At 61.3% G+C, this 16,228-nt stretch carries 18 protein-coding genes; 4 read left to right on the top strand and 14 right to left on the bottom strand.

The window, feature by feature from the left end; all coding sequences use genetic code 11:
• Nucleotides 1-33 precede the first annotated feature (33 nt).
• The gene (locus AC1D2O_RS19420; protein ID WP_477650498.1) at nucleotides 34-1,494 is read left to right on the top strand and encodes an NAD-dependent succinate-semialdehyde dehydrogenase; all 1,461 of its coding nucleotides are present in this window, start codon (nucleotides 34-36) and stop codon (nucleotides 1,492-1,494) included.
• Between the two features lie 22 nt (nucleotides 1,495-1,516).
• Here the strand turns inward: AC1D2O_RS19420 and AC1D2O_RS19415 are convergent, their stop codons facing one another.
• The 7 genes from AC1D2O_RS19415 to AC1D2O_RS19385 form a co-directional block, all read right to left on the bottom strand.
• Nucleotides 1,517-2,479, bottom strand: coding sequence for a PDR/VanB family oxidoreductase (locus AC1D2O_RS19415; RefSeq protein WP_478157739.1), 963 nt, complete (start codon nucleotides 2,477-2,479; stop codon nucleotides 1,517-1,519).
• A complete protein-coding gene (locus tag AC1D2O_RS19410) occupies nucleotides 2,476-3,546 on the bottom strand; it encodes an aromatic ring-hydroxylating dioxygenase subunit alpha (RefSeq protein WP_477650107.1) in 1,071 nt (356 codons plus the stop codon). The genes AC1D2O_RS19415 and AC1D2O_RS19410 overlap by 4 nt, the downstream gene beginning before the upstream one ends.
• Nucleotides 3,547-3,574: 28 nt before the next feature.
• Complete coding sequence (locus AC1D2O_RS19405) at nucleotides 3,575-4,330, bottom strand: ABC transporter ATP-binding protein (protein WP_477650106.1); 756 nt, start codon at nucleotides 4,328-4,330, stop codon at nucleotides 3,575-3,577.
• Nucleotides 4,317-5,084, bottom strand: a complete 768-nt coding sequence (locus AC1D2O_RS19400) for an ABC transporter ATP-binding protein (RefSeq protein WP_477650105.1) — start codon at nucleotides 5,082-5,084, stop codon at nucleotides 4,317-4,319. Before AC1D2O_RS19400 ends, AC1D2O_RS19405 begins: the two co-directional genes overlap by 14 nt.
• Entirely contained in the window at nucleotides 5,081-6,076 is a 996-nt protein-coding gene (locus AC1D2O_RS19395; RefSeq protein WP_477650104.1) for a branched-chain amino acid ABC transporter permease, read from the bottom strand. Before AC1D2O_RS19395 ends, AC1D2O_RS19400 begins: the two co-directional genes overlap by 4 nt.
• Nucleotides 6,077-6,081: 5 nt before the next feature.
• Nucleotides 6,082-6,945, bottom strand: a complete 864-nt coding sequence (locus tag AC1D2O_RS19390; protein ID WP_477650103.1) for a branched-chain amino acid ABC transporter permease — start codon at nucleotides 6,943-6,945, stop codon at nucleotides 6,082-6,084.
• 95 nt (nucleotides 6,946-7,040) lie between these two features.
• The gene (locus tag AC1D2O_RS19385; RefSeq protein ID WP_478157738.1) at nucleotides 7,041-8,219 is read right to left on the bottom strand and encodes an ABC transporter substrate-binding protein; all 1,179 of its coding nucleotides are present in this window, start codon (nucleotides 8,217-8,219) and stop codon (nucleotides 7,041-7,043) included.
• Between the two features lie 203 nt (nucleotides 8,220-8,422).
• Between AC1D2O_RS19385 and AC1D2O_RS19380 the strand changes: the two genes are divergently transcribed.
• Both AC1D2O_RS19380 and AC1D2O_RS19375 read left to right on the top strand, forming a co-directional pair.
• Entirely contained in the window at nucleotides 8,423-9,214 is a 792-nt protein-coding gene (locus AC1D2O_RS19380; protein ID WP_478157737.1) for a GntR family transcriptional regulator, read from the top strand.
• A gap of 68 nt (nucleotides 9,215-9,282) precedes the next feature.
• Nucleotides 9,283-10,074 (top strand): alpha/beta fold hydrolase, encoded by a 792-nt coding sequence (locus AC1D2O_RS19375; protein ID WP_478157736.1) that lies wholly within the window; start codon nucleotides 9,283-9,285, stop codon nucleotides 10,072-10,074.
• An 83-nt stretch (nucleotides 10,075-10,157) separates the two neighbouring features.
• Here AC1D2O_RS19375 and AC1D2O_RS19370 read toward each other — a convergent pair whose 3' ends face one another.
• The 5 genes from AC1D2O_RS19370 to AC1D2O_RS19350 all read right to left on the bottom strand — a co-directional run bounded on the left by AC1D2O_RS19370 (nucleotide 10,158) and on the right by AC1D2O_RS19350 (nucleotide 14,669).
• Complete coding sequence (locus AC1D2O_RS19370) at nucleotides 10,158-10,943, bottom strand: alpha/beta fold hydrolase (protein ID WP_478157735.1); 786 nt, start codon at nucleotides 10,941-10,943, stop codon at nucleotides 10,158-10,160.
• 165 nt (nucleotides 10,944-11,108) lie between these two features.
• Nucleotides 11,109-12,173, bottom strand: a complete 1,065-nt coding sequence (locus AC1D2O_RS19365) for an aromatic ring-hydroxylating dioxygenase subunit alpha (RefSeq protein WP_478157734.1) — start codon at nucleotides 12,171-12,173, stop codon at nucleotides 11,109-11,111.
• Nucleotides 12,174-12,183: 10 nt separating this feature from the next.
• Nucleotides 12,184-13,359: an ABC transporter substrate-binding protein gene (locus tag AC1D2O_RS19360; RefSeq protein WP_477650536.1), complete on the bottom strand. Its 1,176-nt coding sequence runs from the start codon at nucleotides 13,357-13,359 to the stop codon at nucleotides 12,184-12,186.
• A gap of 317 nt (nucleotides 13,360-13,676) precedes the next feature.
• On the bottom strand, nucleotides 13,677-14,414 hold the full coding sequence (locus tag AC1D2O_RS19355) for an IS6 family transposase (RefSeq protein WP_478157733.1): 738 nt from the start codon (nucleotides 14,412-14,414) through the stop codon (nucleotides 13,677-13,679).
• A gap of 9 nt (nucleotides 14,415-14,423) precedes the next feature.
• Complete coding sequence (locus AC1D2O_RS19350) at nucleotides 14,424-14,669, bottom strand: helix-turn-helix domain-containing protein (protein ID WP_478157732.1); 246 nt, start codon at nucleotides 14,667-14,669, stop codon at nucleotides 14,424-14,426.
• Nucleotides 14,670-15,059: 390 nt separating this feature from the next.
• On the opposite strand from AC1D2O_RS19350, the gene AC1D2O_RS19345 reads away from it, so the two are divergent.
• Nucleotides 15,060-15,338 (top strand): hypothetical protein, encoded by a 279-nt coding sequence (locus AC1D2O_RS19345; protein ID WP_477650857.1) that lies wholly within the window; start codon nucleotides 15,060-15,062, stop codon nucleotides 15,336-15,338.
• Nucleotides 15,339-15,344: 6 nt separating this feature from the next.
• On the opposite strand, the gene AC1D2O_RS19340 is transcribed toward AC1D2O_RS19345, so the two are convergent.
• Nucleotides 15,345-15,794 carry a transposase gene (locus AC1D2O_RS19340; protein ID WP_478157731.1) on the bottom strand — a complete coding sequence of 150 codons (450 nt, stop codon included), beginning with the start codon at nucleotides 15,792-15,794 and terminating at the stop codon, nucleotides 15,345-15,347.
• 96 nt (nucleotides 15,795-15,890) lie between these two features.
• On the bottom strand, nucleotides 15,891-16,172 hold the full coding sequence (locus tag AC1D2O_RS19335) for a hypothetical protein (protein ID WP_478157730.1): 282 nt from the start codon (nucleotides 16,170-16,172) through the stop codon (nucleotides 15,891-15,893).
• Between the last annotated feature and the right edge of the window lie 56 nt (nucleotides 16,173-16,228).

Genomic DNA, 16,228 nt, shown 5'->3' with positions numbered 1-16,228 from the left:
CCGACCAGTCGCATGGCCAACAAGGATCCAATCTTGACCTCTCTCGTACTCAAGGATGCCGAGCTCCTGAAAGCAGCTTGCTACATCGACGGCCGCTGGCTCCACGCAGAGAATGGTGCCACTCTGTCGGTGCGAAACCCCGCCACGGGATCGCTCATTGGCACAGTGCCGAGCATGGGCATGGTGGAGACTCGTCGTGCGATCGAGGCAGCAACCGCCGCTTTCGCTACCTGGCGTCGGCGAACGGCCGAGGAGCGCTCGCGTGTCCTTCGCAGATGGTACGAGTTGATGGTCGAACATGCAGAGGATCTCGCGCTACTGATGACTGCAGAGCAGGGCAAACCGCTTGCCGAGGCCCGCGGGGAGATCACCTACGCGGCGTCATACATCGAGTGGTTCGCAGAGGAAGCCAAGCGTGCTTATGGCGAGACCATCCCTTCCCCATGGACTGACAAGCAGATTTTGGTAACACGCGAGCCGGTGGGCGTGTGTGCAGCGATCACCCCGTGGAATTTTCCGGCCGCGATGATCACCCGCAAGGTGGCCCCAGCACTTGCGGCGGGCTGCACCATCATCGTCAAGCCTGCCGAGCAGACCCCCTTGTCGGCCCTGGCTATGGCCGAACTGGCACGACGTGCAAATGTTCCCCCAGGCGTCTTCAGCGTTCTGACGGGCGATCCCCGCACGATCGGCGGCGAGTTGACCGCGAACAAGGCGGTCCGAAAGCTGACATTCACCGGTTCGACCGAGGTCGGCAGGATCCTCGCTGCGCAATGCGCGCCGACGCTGAAGCGAATGTCGCTGGAACTCGGCGGGAACGCGCCTTTCATCGTGTTCGACGACGCCGACCTCGATGCCGCGGTCGCGGGGGCCATGGCCGCCAAGTACCGCAACTCCGGTCAGACCTGCGTCTGCGCAAACCGTTTGCTCGTTCAGTCGTCCGTCTACGACGCCTTCGCCTCGAAGCTCACCGCTGCGGTGGAAGCATTGAAGGTTGGCCATGGAACAGATCCCCATGTTGCCCAAGGTCCTCTGATCGATGAAGATGCGGTCGCCAAGGTCGAAGACCTCGTGGCCGACGCTACGAAACTCGGCGCGAGAACCACGATCGGAGGATCTCGCCACGCGCTCGGCGGCACGTTCTACCAGCCCACAGTGCTCGTAGGGTGCACGCCGGAAATGCGAATTGCGCAGGAGGAGGTGTTTGGCCCAGTGGCGCCGCTGTTGCGCTTCGAAACCGAGGACGATGCGATCCGCATGGCCAACGACACCGACTTCGGACTTGCCGCCTACTTCTACGCACGTGACGTTGGACGGATTTGGCGCGTCCACGCTGCGCTGGAAGCGGGCATGGTGGGAGTGAATACCGGCTTGATCAGCACCGCCGTTGCACCGTTTGGTGGGGTGAAGCAGTCGGGCCTGGGCCGCGAGGGCTCGTTCCATGGCCTTGCAGAGTACCTCGAGACGAAGTATCTGTGCATGGGCACAAGCTGAAGCGCTGCGTCAGACTGCTCCCTTAGAGGTCAAGAACAAGCAAGCTTGACTTCGAGCGCGAGCAGCACGGCAGGAACTTGTCATTGAGCGCTCGTTCCTCCGGCGTGAGGAAAACGTCTCGGTGGTCCGGTTCGCCGCCCAGAACCCCCGTCAGACAGGTGCCGCATATCCCTTGCTCGCAAGAGGTGGGAATCTCCACGCCCGCCTCGGCGAGTGCCTCGACAACCGACTTGTCCGCCGCGATCTTGATAGTTCTTCCGGAACTGGCAAGCTTCACGGAAAAAGCGCCGTCGGAGTCCAGTCGCATTGCATCCCCTGCGAAGAACTCGTAGTGGATGCGTTCCTCCGGCCACCCCTCCTGCTTGGCGGCCTGAATCGCAGCATCCATGAAGCTTCGCGGTCCGCACACATATAGATGGGCGTCGGCTGCAGGAGCGCTCAACAATTGTCCGAGGTCCATCTTTCGGCTATCGGCCTCTTCACTCCAGTAATAGGAAACGAAGGGTGCAAAGCAAGGTTCGTCAAGGCGCGCCTTGAAAGCTGTTCGCGGTCGTGTCCGCGCCGCGTAGTGCAAGGTAAAGGGTCGGCCAGCTGCGACGAGGCTATGGGCCATGGACAGGATTGGCGTGATTCCGATCCCACCAGCGACCAGCACGGAGCTCCCGTCGTCGGCCAATTCGAACTGATTGCGCGGCATCCCGATGAAGACCGTGTCACCTTCCTTCAGGTCGTGGACCGCGCGCGACCCTCCTCGGCCCTGCGGGTCGTGCAGAACCCCAATCTGGTACCTGCTCAGGTCCGATGGGTCGCTGCACAACGAGTATTGCCGAACCAGCTTGTCGTTCAAGTGGACATCGATATGCGCACCCGCCTTGAACGGCGGCAGCGCCCTTCCCTGCGCCGGGAGGAGTTCGAAGCTGCGAATTCCCTCGGCCTCCTCATGGATCGCCGCCACCCGCACTTCGACCTTATCAACAGAGCTCACACTTTTTCCAGCGACTGCGCCGACTCCGGCGCCTTGTTTTCATCGGCGATGATGCGAATCACGGTGCGCCGCATGTGAACCCGAGCGGCATCCGAGACGATGTCCACCAAGCCGACTTCGCCGCGGGCCTCCAAGGTCTTCTGCTGGGCCTCCACGATCTGCTTGTCCTCGTTGAAGGCGATGCTGATTTCGTGGAACAGGTCTTCGGTGGCCTGCGGTTCATCTTGACGGTACCCATTGGCCGTCGACCAGAAGTAGAAGCATGTGCCATCGGTCTCGGGCGTGAGTCCGTGGAACAGGCGCAGCGAGAAGCCACCCGGTTGGTCGCGGTTGTTCATCGCATCGAGGCCGACGTCGAGCGCGCCGCTCCATTGCAGGATGTTGCCCGGGGCGACGTACTCGAACTCCTGCCACCGGTCCACCCGCTCTCCGAGGTCAGGTTGGGCACGCTTGTATGTCGGTGGCGGAGCGCAGTCCGGCATCCACCGGATGTAGTGCAGCCCATTCGCATTGGGCGTGACATTCGTCTTGGCCTCCACGAGCGCCTTGGGATTGCTGCCGCCGATGGTGGATTTGTGGACGTAGGCCAGATGGGTCATGTCCATCAGGTTGTCGACCAGCAGCATGTAGTTGCAGGCGACGTGATAGACCTCGTGCTTGTGCGGCCACTTCTTGTAGTCGTTGTGATAGGGGTAGTCGATGATCAACGACTCGTCGGCCTTCTCCGGCTCGCCCATCCAGATCCACAGGAACTCGTCTTTCTCGACGATCGGATAGGCCCGGACCTTTGCCTTGGCCGGAATCTTGGCCTGGCCGGGGATGCGGACGCAGGCGCCTGCGCAGTCGAAGACGAGTCCGTGATACCCACACTCCAGACCTCCTTCGACGATCTGGCCAAAGCGCAGCGGCGTTCCGCGGTGACAGCAGCGGTCTTCCAGTGCACCTACCTTGCCTGTCTGGGCGTCTCGGTACATGACGATGGCCTCGTTGCAGATCGTGCGAGGGAACGGCTTGTCCTTGATCTCGTGGACCCAAGCGGCGATGTACCAAGCGTTTTTGATGAACATATTTTCTCCGTGGCTGGTTGTGAGTTGGCTAGGCGAGTTGATGTGGCTCGCGGCGCTTAATCGAAGCGGAGGAGCTACTCTTCAATCCAATCGCACTGGCGAGCAGTTCGGGGCGCTTCTGGAGCTCGTCTGTTGGCCCCCAGAAGGCACAGCGCCCCCGCTCCAACAGTAGGACAGAGGACGCGAAGTCGAGGACCAATGCGACATGCTGTTCGACGAGCACACACCCTAGCCCGCGCTTCGTTGAGAACGCCGACAGCGAGCTCATGAGCTCCTGGGCAACCACCGGCGCCAACCCTTCCAGTGGTTCGTCGAGGAGCAAGATGTCGGGTTCGCCCATCAAGGCGCGGGCGATGGACAGCATCTGCTGTTCACCGCCGGACAGCTCGTTGCCGTAGTTGTTCCGGCGCTCGTACAACCGTGGAAAGAGCGCGTAGGCGTCTTCCAACCGTGATTCCGGGCCACCTCGCAGGCCGGTGCGCAGGTTGTCCTTGACCGTCATCGACTTGAAGACGTCGCGCGTCTGCGGCACATAGCCGAGACCTCGGCGCGACCGCTCTGCGGTAGGCAAGGCGCTGACGTCCACGCCGTCGAACAGAATTTGTCCGCCGATCTTCTGCGTGAGACCCATCGCAGTCGCGAGAGTGGTGGTCTTGCCAGCACCGTTGCGACCGATGATTCCGATGCGCTCTCCTCGCTTGATCGACAGCTCGACATCCTCGAGCACCGTCGTTCCCGCATAACCTGCGACGACGTTCCGCAGCGCGAGTTCAGTGATTGACATGCTTCTCTCCGAGATACAAGCGCTGCACGCGCTCGTCGGCCTCAACCTCCTGAGGCGATCCCTTCATCAGGATGCTGCCAGCGACAAGGACAGTGATTTCGTTGGCGAGCCGGAAGACCAGATCCATGTCGTGTTCGATCAGCAGGACGGCAAGATCCGCTGGCAGACGCTCGATGGCCTGTACGATGACGTTGCTCTCGCTCTGCGGCACGCCTGCTGCGGGCTCGTCCAGCAGCAGGACGCTCGGTCGAGTCGACAAGGCCAGGGCCAGTTCAAGCAGCCGTTGCTCCCCATAGGCCAGCTTGGTCACGCCTGCAGACTCACGATCTTGCAGGCCTACGGTCTTGAGCGCGAGGTCGACCTGCTCGTCCAAGTTAGCGTCCGACCGCGTGTCGCGCCACACCCCAAGCCGCCGTCCGCTACTCTGCAGGATGGCCAGGCGAACGTTGTCGCCGATCGTCATTGGCTTGAACAGCCGCGTGATCTGAAAGGAGCGAAGCAGTCCGAGGCGTGCGCGCTCCGCCTGCCCCAGTGCGGTGACGTCCTTGCCAAGCAAGGCAATGCGGCCGGAAGACGGGCGAAGTGCGCCGGAGACGAGGTTGATGAGCGTCGTCTTACCGGCTCCGTTCGGACCAATCAACGCGGCACGGGCGCCACGACGCAGCGTGAGGTCCACGTTGGATGTCACGTTCAGGGCGCCGAAGGATCGGTTCAACCCTTTGACCTCCAAGGCGTTCTCTACCACGACGCTCATTGCGACCTCCCAATTTTCGTGACACGCGCTGCCAATGCAAGCAGAGCGCCAGTGATCCCGCCACGCATGAACAAGACCACCACGAGCAGCAGCCCCCCAATCACGAACATCCACCGAAACGGATCCGCCGCGGCTGCGAAGTGATGGACGACCATGAAGACCACGGTGCCGGCCAGTGCGCCCCACAAACGTCCGGTGCCGCCAAGCACCAGCATGACCAAAAGCTCTGCAGAGTGGGCGAATCCCAAGCTGCTCAGGCCAACCACCTGGGTGATCTGCGCTGAAAGAGCCCCAGCGACACCTGCCAAGCCACCCCCAATGGCGTACACGATCGTCAGGTGCCGATTGACCCGGCATCCCAACGACGACATGCGTTCACGGTCCTCGCGAATCCCGATGCAGGTGAGCCCGAACGGCGAGCGCGTCAGTCTTCGCAGCAGCGCGAAAGCCACCACCAGCACCGCCAGCGCATACAGAAAGCCGGTCTGCCCCAAGAAGTCGAATTCGAAGCGGCCGAAGAGCGGATTGGTCGCGATGCCCGACAGTCCGTCGTCTCCGCCCGTCAGGGAACGCCACTTGCTCGCCACCTCGGCGAGCAACTGCGCGATGGCCAAGGTGATCATCACGGAGGTCAAGCCGTGGCTGCGCAAGACGAGGAGGCCGCTGGCGGCGGCCACCGCAGCGCCGGCTGCGGCCCCCACCGCCAAGCCGAGCAATGGGTCGCCTGATAGCCGAACGGCGAAAATGCCCGCCGCGTATGCGCCGACGCCGAACATGGCCGCATGCCCCAGCGTCACGATTCCGGCGTAACCAAGCACCAGGTCCAACGACAGGGCGAACAGTCCGCCGATGAGAATGCGGGTGGCGAAGCCCAGGTCCTCGGGCATGAGGTAGAAAAGCAGAAGGCCTGCGAGCAGGAGTCCTGCTTCCGGCAGCACCGAAGCGGACAGCGACAGGCGCCTTGGCCGTTGAGCAGCAATAACGTGTTCCATGGCGGTCAGTGGGAACTCCCGAACAGGCCCGCCGGCCGCCAAGCCAGCACGGCCAGCATCGTGGCGAAGAAGAGAATTGAGGACATGTTGGGGACGAGGTACTTGGCAGCGGTTTCGACTGTGCCAAGCAGAAGGGCCGAGGCCAGCAAACCAAGAGGGCTTCCCACACCACCGACTGCCACCACGGCGAGGAGCACCACCAGGTACTTCAAGGGGTAGTAGGGCTCGAGCGGCAGCAACTCGGCGCCCACGATTCCACCCAAAGCTGCAAGCCCGGCTCCCAGGCTGAAGCCCAGGACGTACACACGCGAGGTCCGGATCCCGAGAGCGCGCGCCGCGCTTGCATCCTCGACGGCGGCCCGGGTCTCAATGCCGAATCGCGTTCGATCGAGGAGCCAGACCAGCCCCACCAACACAACGATCCCGACTGCGACCGCGGCGATGCGTTGCGTGGGAACGACGCGAAATCCCACGTCCACTGAACCGCGCAAGTACTCGGGCAGGGGCAACGGCGTGATGGCGTTGCCGAACAGCACTCCCATGCCAGCAATGCCCACGAAGACCAGACCGATCGTGAAAAGGACTTGATCCAGGTCACTGCGGTCCTGCAATCGGCTGTACAACAACCGCTGCAGTGGCCAGGCGACGAGGGCGACAAGGAGCACCGCACCCGCCACGGCGACTTCGTAGCCGAAACCGAAGGACTTCATCAGCCAGGCGGCGCCATAGCCGCCCGCCATGGCGAAGACGCCATGGGCAAGGTTAACGAATCCCATCAGGCCAAGGGTGATGGACAGACCGATCGAGATGACGAACAGCACCATGCCGTAGGCCACGCTGTCGATGAGGATGCTTGCGACAAGGCTCATGCGAGCCTCCTAGTTCAAGTGGGAGGAACCGACGTGTGCGCTTGGATGCGCCATGTCAGGGAGCCGCTGTGGCGGCTCTTGAGAGGTGAGGCGACTTACTTGCTCAGTTGCAGGCCGTAGTCCGGCTGCGCAGCGTAAGTTTTCGTCTCGCGATTGATGGAGCGCCCGTCTGCCTGCTTTTCCACCACACGGATGTAGACGTTCTGTATGACGTCTCGCGTTTGCGGATCGATCTTCATCGGGCCACGTGGGCTCTCCCAGGACAGGCCCTTGACGGCTTCGATTGCCTTGGTGCCGTTTGCGGTACCCCCTGTGGCCTCGATCATCTTGTAGAGCACATGGGTACCATCGAAAGCTGCCACCGTTGCAGGGTTGGGGGTAGCCTTTACCTTCGCCAGCGTGTTCACGAACTCCTTGTTCTGGGGCGAATCGTGGGCTGCGGAGTAGTAGTAGCCGGTTTCCAGCTTCAGGGCGGCGTCGCCGAGCGCCTGGAGGTCGGATTCCTGGGTCTCGGAGGTGCCGAGAAAGCGGATGCCTGCGGCCTTCAGACCGTTGTCGTCGAAGGACTTCACGAAACCAAAAGTGGGTGGGCCGAAGGGCAGGAAGGCGAACAGGGCATCCGGCTTCAGAGCGCGAACCTTCTGCAGAAACGGACCAAAGTCGGTCGCGTTCAGAGGCATCCGAATGGATTCGACGATCTCACCCCCGCCCGCCTGGAAGGTTTGACGGAACGCGTTCTCGGCATCGACGCCCGGTCCGTAGTCGGAGACGACGGTCACCACTCGCTTGACCTTTAGGTCGAGTGCGTACTTCGCCACCGGTACGGTCACTTGTGGAAGCGTGTTCGACGTGCGGACAAAGTAGTCGGACTTGCCCACAATCATCGACGTGGACGCGTTGAAGATGACCGTCGGCACCTTCGCACTTTGAATGAGCGGCGCAACAGCCAGGGCATTTGGCGTGAATACGAAGCCACCCAGGTACTGCACCTTGTCCTTGACGATCAGTTCCTGGGCGAGTGCCTTGGCGCGCTCGGGATTGGGGCCTTCGAGATCGCGATAGATGAACTCGACCCGGGTATTCCCCGCCTTGTCTCCGTGCTGCGCAACGTAAGCCTCGACCCCTTGGCGGAAGGGGGTCCCGAAGGACGACGCGAATGGTCCCGAGAAGGGTCCCACGATGCCGACCTTGACAACTTGCTGGGCGTGGGCGGCGCCGCCGGCCAGCGACGCCGCCAGCAGCAGGAGGGGGATCAAGCGATTGCGTTGTGTCATTGGTTGTCTCATCTGTGGGTTGGTCATGCGTAGGGAACCGGCGCTTCGCGTATACGTTCGAATGAAGCATGTGCACAATGTATACCCAGAGGGCGGCAAATACCAGCCGAAACCCGCTGATTTACGGCTGATCTAGGGTAAACGCGCATACTCTACGTATACTCCGAGACTGACCAGAGCCACTAAATCAAGGAGAATGAAGCATGGCTTCCAACCGTCCTCCCACTCCGCTTTCCGCCGTCCCAGACGACGGCAACACGTCGCAGACCATCAAAGCTGTTCTCGGGCTGCGTGGACTCATCATCGAAGGAGTACTTCAACCAGGCGCTCGAGTGCTCGAACAGATGCTCGTGGACAGATTGGGCGTCTCCCGCACCCCGGCGCGGGTTGCCATGTTGAGGGTGTGCGAGGAAGGGCTGCTCGATGCCCTGCCCTCAGGCGGCTACGCGGTTGCTCGCTTCTCGGAAGACGACGTCTTCGATGCGATTGCAATTCGCGGAACGCTCGAGGGCATGGCAGCGCGCATCGCTGCAGAGCGAGGCGTGTCGCCTAGCCTCCTGAAGATGATGCATCGCTGCGTGGAGGAGCTGGATGGGGTCATCGAGCGGCTGGAGACTTCCACCGATCTGACCGACTACGTACGGTTGAACGACCGCTTCCATGAGCTTCTGTATGAAGCAGCGCAAAGTCCGATGCTAAAGCGTTCCCTGGAGCGGCTCGTTGTCTTGCCCTTCGCTGCGCCTAATGCATTCGTGAGCGTCACGCAGTCAGATACCGCAGCCGTCCGTGCGGTTCTAGTGGTCTCTCAAGAGCAGCACCGCAGCATCGTGGATGCAATCGAGCGCCGTGAGGGCACTCGTGCAGAGTCCATCACGATCGAGCATTCGCGCTCAGCGTGGAAATACCTCCGGCTCATCCTGAATGCTGGAAACAACGTACTCCACTTGCCTGGCATGAACCTGGTCGTTCCGGACAAGTTTTCTGGCTCCCGTTAGCACAGCACGGACAGCAGGCGGAACCTCCGACGCGTCAATCCTAATTTCTCAACCATCTCGCAACCCAGATGCCTCAGCTCCACCTCAACGGTGCTCGACACTACTACCGCCTCGAGGGCGCTGCGTCGCGCCCTCCTCTGGTCCTCGTCCATCCTATTGGCGCCGACTTGTCGCTATGGGACCTGGCGGTCCCGCAGCTACTTACGCGGTTTCAAGTGCTGCGCTACGATCTTCGCGGACATGGTGGAAGTGAGGCGACCGCCGGCGAGTACTCTGACGAACTCCTGGCAGACGACCTGCTGGCCATCTCGTCCGCGGTCGGGTGGGATCGATTTGCATTGTGCGGCGTGTCGGTCGGCGCGTTGGCAGCCGTTCAAGCGACGGTCCTAGCGCCCCAGCGCGTCAAGAACCTGATCATCTGCAGCGCAGCTCCTCACATGCACGCTCCGCCCGGCGGGTGGAATGCTCGGGCGGAAACTGCGCGCAGCAGCGGCATGCAATCTCTTGCCGGCCCCATGGTCGAGCGGATGTTCTCCACCGCCTTCCGAGACACAGAGCATCCACATATCGAAACGCTGCGCACGGTCTTCCTCAATACGAGCCCCGATGGTTACGCGTCCACGATCGCCGTCCTGCGTGACGCCGACCTGACGGAGCAGCTACCCAAGGTCTCGTCGCCCACGATGATCGTGACGGGCAAGACAGATCCCCTTATACCAGCGGCCGCAGTCGAGGCCTTCCAGAAGGGCATCCCCGGAGCAAAATGCGCCGAGCTGGACGCGGGTCACTTTCCTCCTGTCGAAGCCCCGGAGAAATTTGCGGAACTTCTGATCGAGCAAGATCAAGTTTCGGCTGCCTAGGCAGACTACCCCGTCTCACTACCGCCTGCGGCTTTCCACGGGCGGCCATACTGCACTCCGACGGTCATAAATGACAAATGGGATCAGACCCCGAGGTGCGCAAGAACGGCGTGGGCGAATTCCTCCGGTGATTCCACCGCGCTGAGGTGCCCACCTGGCAGAACCACAAGTTGACCACCGCTGGCGAGCGAATCCGCCATGTACCTCGAATGATCGTGCGGAACTGCAGAATCGGCCTCTCCAGCAATCACCAGGGTGCTCGTCCGCACCAGCTTGAGCTGTTCCCGCATGTCGGCATCCCTTAGTGCGGCCATCGCCGCAGCGTAGCCATGCTGATCCATCGCGCGAAACGACGCGATCAGCGTATGCAACGCCGGCGACCCAGCCTCTCGATAAGCCGGTGAAAACATCCGCTCGAGCAAGCCTCCCACGAAAGGCTCGAGGCCTGATGACGCGGCAAGCGTAATGCKCCGATTCCATTCGTCGGTGGGCAGCGGGAGCCGAGCCGATGCGTTGGCTACAACTAGACTTCGCACTCGGCCTGGAGCGACCGCGGCGACTTGCAGACCGATGAGTCCACCCAGCGAGGTGCCGACAAAGTCGAACTCGTCGAGGCCTAAGGCAGACGCAAGCGCAAGGGCATCCTGGGCAAGCACCTCCACAGCGTACGGCTCCGGCGTGACTTCTGTCGCCCCATGACCACGCAAGTCGAACCGGACGACGTGGCGATGCGGCGTCAGCATGGGAACTACGGAGTCCCACAAGCCGTGATCGAAGGCGATTGGATGAGCAAGAATCAGCGCAGGCAGTGAACTGTCACCTTCGCGGCGGTAAAAATGCCGAATTCCGTTTGCAAGAATGGATGACACGTGACAAGACTTTCAATCTGAGGAACTCGCCTTGCTCTCTCTATGCCATGGATGAGCAAGCTTACTCTGGAATGTGTTCTGCGGAACCCACGATGCGGCCAGCGTGCTGGCTAGCTGCCGCGGGCTGCAAACGTTGTTGACATGACCGGATTTCTCTTGAGTCCGTCAGGCGCGCGCAGTGGCGATGGGAATCGTGGCAGGCTTTTCCTGCTCCGCCTCTTCCTTCACCATCTTCTGCACCAGCCAACGAAAGCGTCCGAGTGCCTCGTCGGCGCGAATCGGAAGCATCTTGAAGTCAGCGCGAAGACTGAGGCTACGCGACTGCAGCGTGATCATGGTGCGATCCTCCTCGAAGGCGACAACGACGCTCTGGTGAATCGATCGCGTGACCTCTGGATCGTCGATCGCGAAGTTGTGAGGATGCGCGAAGAAATAGTGGGTCGAATTTTCGGTTTCAGGCGTGAGTGCTTGGCAGCCATGAAACATCGCGGCTCCTTCGCGATTGCCCTCAGGAGCACCGTGCCCAGCATCCAGCATGCCCGAGTCCATGATGAAGATGCCCGGCACCAGAAAGTCGTAGTGATTCCATCGGTCGACCTTCCCCGGAAACGGCTTGACCTTCTGCACGAAGCCTGGCGGCGTGGTGTTCAACGTCCAACGCTTCACGTGAACACCGCGTTCCAGCATCTCCGTCTTCGGCAGGTTCGCGGCGTAGTCCTCCGAGCCGCCTAGAGTGGTCGGATGGACATACGGCAGATGCGCCAGATCCAGCAGGTTGTCTGCGATGAGAAGATAGTTGGTGTCGTAGTGTGTATAGCCTTGAAGCGAGCGCCACTCCGGATCGTCGAGCCAGTGAGTGTCTGGGATCAATGACTCATCCGCCTTCTCTACGTCGCCCATCCAGACCCACAGCCAATGACTGCGATCGACGACGGGAAAGGTCCTGACCCGAGTGCCTGGCGGAATTCGCGGCTGGCCCGGGATCTCGACGCACGTTCCACTCTCGTCGAACTTGAGACCGTGATACATGCAACGCACACAATCGCCTTCGCGCCGACCCGCAGACAACGGAGCTCCCCGATGACAGCACATATCCTCGAAAGCGATCACGTCTCCGTTCGCCTTACGCCAGATCGCGAGCGGAACGTTGATCACCGTGCGCTTCAGAAAGTTGTCGCTTTCGACCTCGCTGGACCAACCAGCCACATACCAACAGTTCTTGATGAACACTTCGCTTCTCCTACTTCACCGGCGCGGTGTCTTGCTTGATGTACTTCCAGCTGCCATTGGTGATCTGCATCATCACGGCGGCGCGCTGGTCATAGCCGACGTGATCTGTCGCCGACATGTTGATCACGCCCTGAGTAGTCACCAGCCCTTGCACCTTCTCAAGGGAGTCGCGAAGTGCGGCCCTGAACGCATCCGTACCCGGCTTCTGGTTGGCCAGTGCGGAGGTCAGACCAGCTCGCAGCAGCATGTTGGCATCGAAGGCGTTTGCGACGAAGACGGACATCGAATCCGGGCCGTTGACGGCCTCATAGGACTTGGTCGCTTCCAACGCTACCGGTCGAATCGGGTTCGACGCTTCGAGCTGCGATGCGACGAGCACTCCACCAGCAGCAAAGAGAGCCCCCTCTGCATCCTTTCCTGCAAGCCGCAGGAAGTCGCGATTTGCGATCCCATAGGTTTGGTAGATCTTTCCCTTGTAGCCTCGCTCGAGAAGTGTTTTCTGCGGCAGGGCGCCGGGGGTTCCAGCGCCGGCGATCAGGATTGCGTCGGGATTGACAGCCATGAGCTTGAGTACCTGAGCGGTTACGCTAGCGTCGGTCCGACCATACTTTTCCGTGGCTACCCGCTTGACGCCTGCCTTCTGGGCTTGCGCGTCGATCTCCGTCAGCCACGACTCACCATAGGCGTCGTTAAAGCCGATGTATGCCAAGGTCTTGACCCCGTTCGCCACCATGTGGTTCATGGTCGTTGCAGCGACGATGTTCTCGTTGGCAATGGCCTTGAACGTCCAGCGGCGCGTCGCGTCCTGAGGCTCCACGATGCGAGCACTTGCTGCGAGGCTGATATGCGGAACCTTCTGCTCGGAAGCGATGAGCACGAGGGGCATCGTGGCAGGACTCGTGCTGGACCCCATGACGACATCGACCTTGTCCTCTTCGACCAGGCGCTTGAAGTTCTTCGCGCTGCTCGTCGGATCCGATCCATCATCGAGCACGATGTAGCTGATCTTCTCTCCGCTGATTTCCTTGGGGAAGAGCTTGATGGCGTTTTGAGTCGGAATACCCAGCGAGGCACCCGGTCCTGTCAAGGACAGAGTCACTCCGACTTTGACGTCTGCGAAAGCGCTCGAAGTTGAGACGCAGGCCACTGCAATGGCGGAAAGCGCGAGAAGCCGCGAGAATTTCATCGATTTGTCTCCAGTGTCTCGCCGAGCATTGGCGCCGGCGTGGAGCAAGAATAGAGTTCCTCCACCCATGGGGCAAGCTCATGAACGACATGATGTTGATGAGCAGTGTGCATGCTAGGCGGCTAGAGCCCTTGAAACACGTTGCGAGCCATCGCCGGTTGCGTGGAGGACGGGGACGACAGCGCCCACGTTGAGGAAGCGGGAGCGTTCACAACGCTGTTGGGCAATGGCGCGGCGCCGCCGGGGAGACTAGCTTTCGGTACGGCGTTGTCACGTTGAGGGCTCGCGGTCGCAACCTTGGCAGGTGGCGTTGCGATTCAGAAAGCGGCAGACGGATTTTGGGTGAGGCCAGTGAAAAGGCGCCACGAGTCGAAGCGCGTAGCCAGCTGCTTGCGGTAGAGCGATGGATGCAGCAGATGACGCTTGATCGCAAAGTGCTGGCGAATCGGACCAAAGCTCGAGAGAAAGGCCTGGGCGCGCTCGGGCGTGCGGAAACCTCGCATGCGCCGCTCGCGCTCACGGGTGGGCTGATGGCTGTTCTCGGCACGGTTGTTCACGCGGGCGCGGGCCTTGACGAACACATGCCGGACATTCGCCAGCTCCGCGATCTCGGCCTTGGCGGCCGGGTAGCTGCGCAGCTGGTCGGTGACGATCTTGCAAGGAGCCTCTGGGCAAGCGGCGAGCACGCGCTTGAAGAAGCGCTTCGCGGCCGCCTTGTCGCGGCGCTTCTGCACCAAGATGTCGAGCTCCGCGCCATGCTGATCGACGGCGCGCCACAGCGCGTAGGGCTCACCGCGCAGCGTCACGAACATTTCGTCCAGATGCCAGGTCGATCCTGGCTTGCGGCGCGCGGCCTTGGCACGATGCGCGAAGCTCGCGCCGAACTTGTCGCACCAGCGCCGGATCGTCTCGTAGCTGACGACAACGCCGCGCTCGAACAGCAGCTCCTCGATGTCGCGCAAACTCAATTGGAATCGAAAGTACCAGCGCACCGCTTGGCTGATCACCACCGCAGGGAACCGATGACCGTGATACAGCGACTTCTTCATTGGCATCCAGCAAGCTTACGCTGTCGGCAACGTGACAATGCCCTGCGGACTGGTGCGATACGCGGCCAGCCAGCGAAAGACGGTGCGCCGCGATACGCCGAGTCGCGCGGCCGCGCTCGCAACCTGGTCGCCCAGGTTGGAGGAGTTCACGAGCCGGGCAACGACCGCCTCTCGCCGCCGAGCGCGCTCCCACTGCGCGTCCGTCGCCAGGGCTGGACGACAGCATCGCCTCTGTGGGAGCAGCCAGCGACGCCGGAGCACTCAACTCCGACGCCGAGGTTGTTCTCAAGACGCCGTTGGCAAGGTCGCGAACGACGACGCTGCCATCGGGTTCGACACGAACGATCACCACCAGTCTATCGGCGGCGACCGCAACAACGTCAGGAAGCGCCTGGAAATGACCCATCTCCATCCACTCGCAGGTGAGTGCGAACATGGTGACAGATTGAAGGGGTCAAACGCAAGGTTGTGCCAATTGAAAGGGCCAAAAATCTGGCGGGCCGAGCCGACGCCAAATCGCGACTGTGAGCAGCGCTCGCCTTGAAAGCGCCGTGCATCAAGGCTCTCCCTGATCTGGCGCTGACAGAATGAAAGAGCAAGAGTGACAGATTGAAGGGAAACCGACAACTGCGTCCCTCGGGCGATTCGGCCATGATGCCGGCGCTCGCGCGCGTGCTGGACGTGCTCGACAAGCCAGGCACGGCCTCAGTTCATTTCGTCGAGGCCGATGCGAATCTCTCCAGGCCCGTGACGGCGGATGATAGCTATGTGGGCGGTCAAGACTGCTACGTGATCATCGAATGCACCAGCGACGCCGCCGCCCAACGCGCCATGGCCCATCTGGAAGTGCCGGCGCAGAAGTACGGTGAACTGATCGACGCGCGGGTCTATCGGTATCGCATGGATATCAGTGCCGCCACATTGGGGTGATCGCACTCAACGCGTGCTTAATCGACATCGTCGGCCACGCTTGACGAAGTGGCGCAGGGTTTGGCTGGTACGCGCAGCTTCATTGCGGACATGCGATGTCATGGTCAATTCTTTTCGGACAAGCCGATCGGTTGAATTGAATCGTTGCTGCAGCTTCAGTCCGTGAGTTCCGTATGCCGGCGCTCCTAATAGGCGCGCGCGCAGTAACCCAGAGTCGAATGCAGTCGCGTGGCGTTTTAGAAGGTCACAATGTAGTCCGCGATGTCCAGCATCCACCCAGCGGCGCACGGCGCTTTCCACCAGGTTCATGTCGCGGCAAACCTGCTCCACGCTCAGGCCTTGCACTCGAATCGTGCGTACCACCTGCAGCTTGAAAGCCGCTTCAAAGGCTCGCGTCTCTTTTCTGTCATGCTGGTCTTGTCCTCGTCGGTGAAATAATCCGATCGAGATGTCCATTGAGATTGGACCACGACACTAGTTTGGCGCGCCGAGCAGCTGGCTTGAGGCATCCCTCAGTAGCCCCACGCGCAGCTGCAAATCGGACAGGCTCATTCAGCGCCCATCACGTGCCAAGCCGTTGGATGCGCTCGGCATATCAACGTCGCAATGCGCATTCGTGCTGCGCCGCAAGCCGAGCAACTCGACGCTGCGTTCCCTCAGCAACTCGGAGTCGCTCCTCAGAGCGCGCTGCAGGCACTCATCGATATAGGCGCCATCGCTCTGCAGGCGCGACAGATCGACCCGCCAGCCCACGCCAGCCATGAGCCATTTGAAGTCGACCAGATTGAGGAAGGCGTCGTACTCTTCCGAGCCTTTGGCATGTGTCGCATTCATGTATTCCGCCGCCTACAGATCCTTATCCTGCTGAAGATCAGGCATCCCCAAGGGTG

Source organism: Variovorax sp. P1_G12 (genome assembly GCF_056405555.1).
Note: the sequence above shows the minus strand (reverse complement) of the source record. Positions and strands in the feature narration are given on the sequence as shown.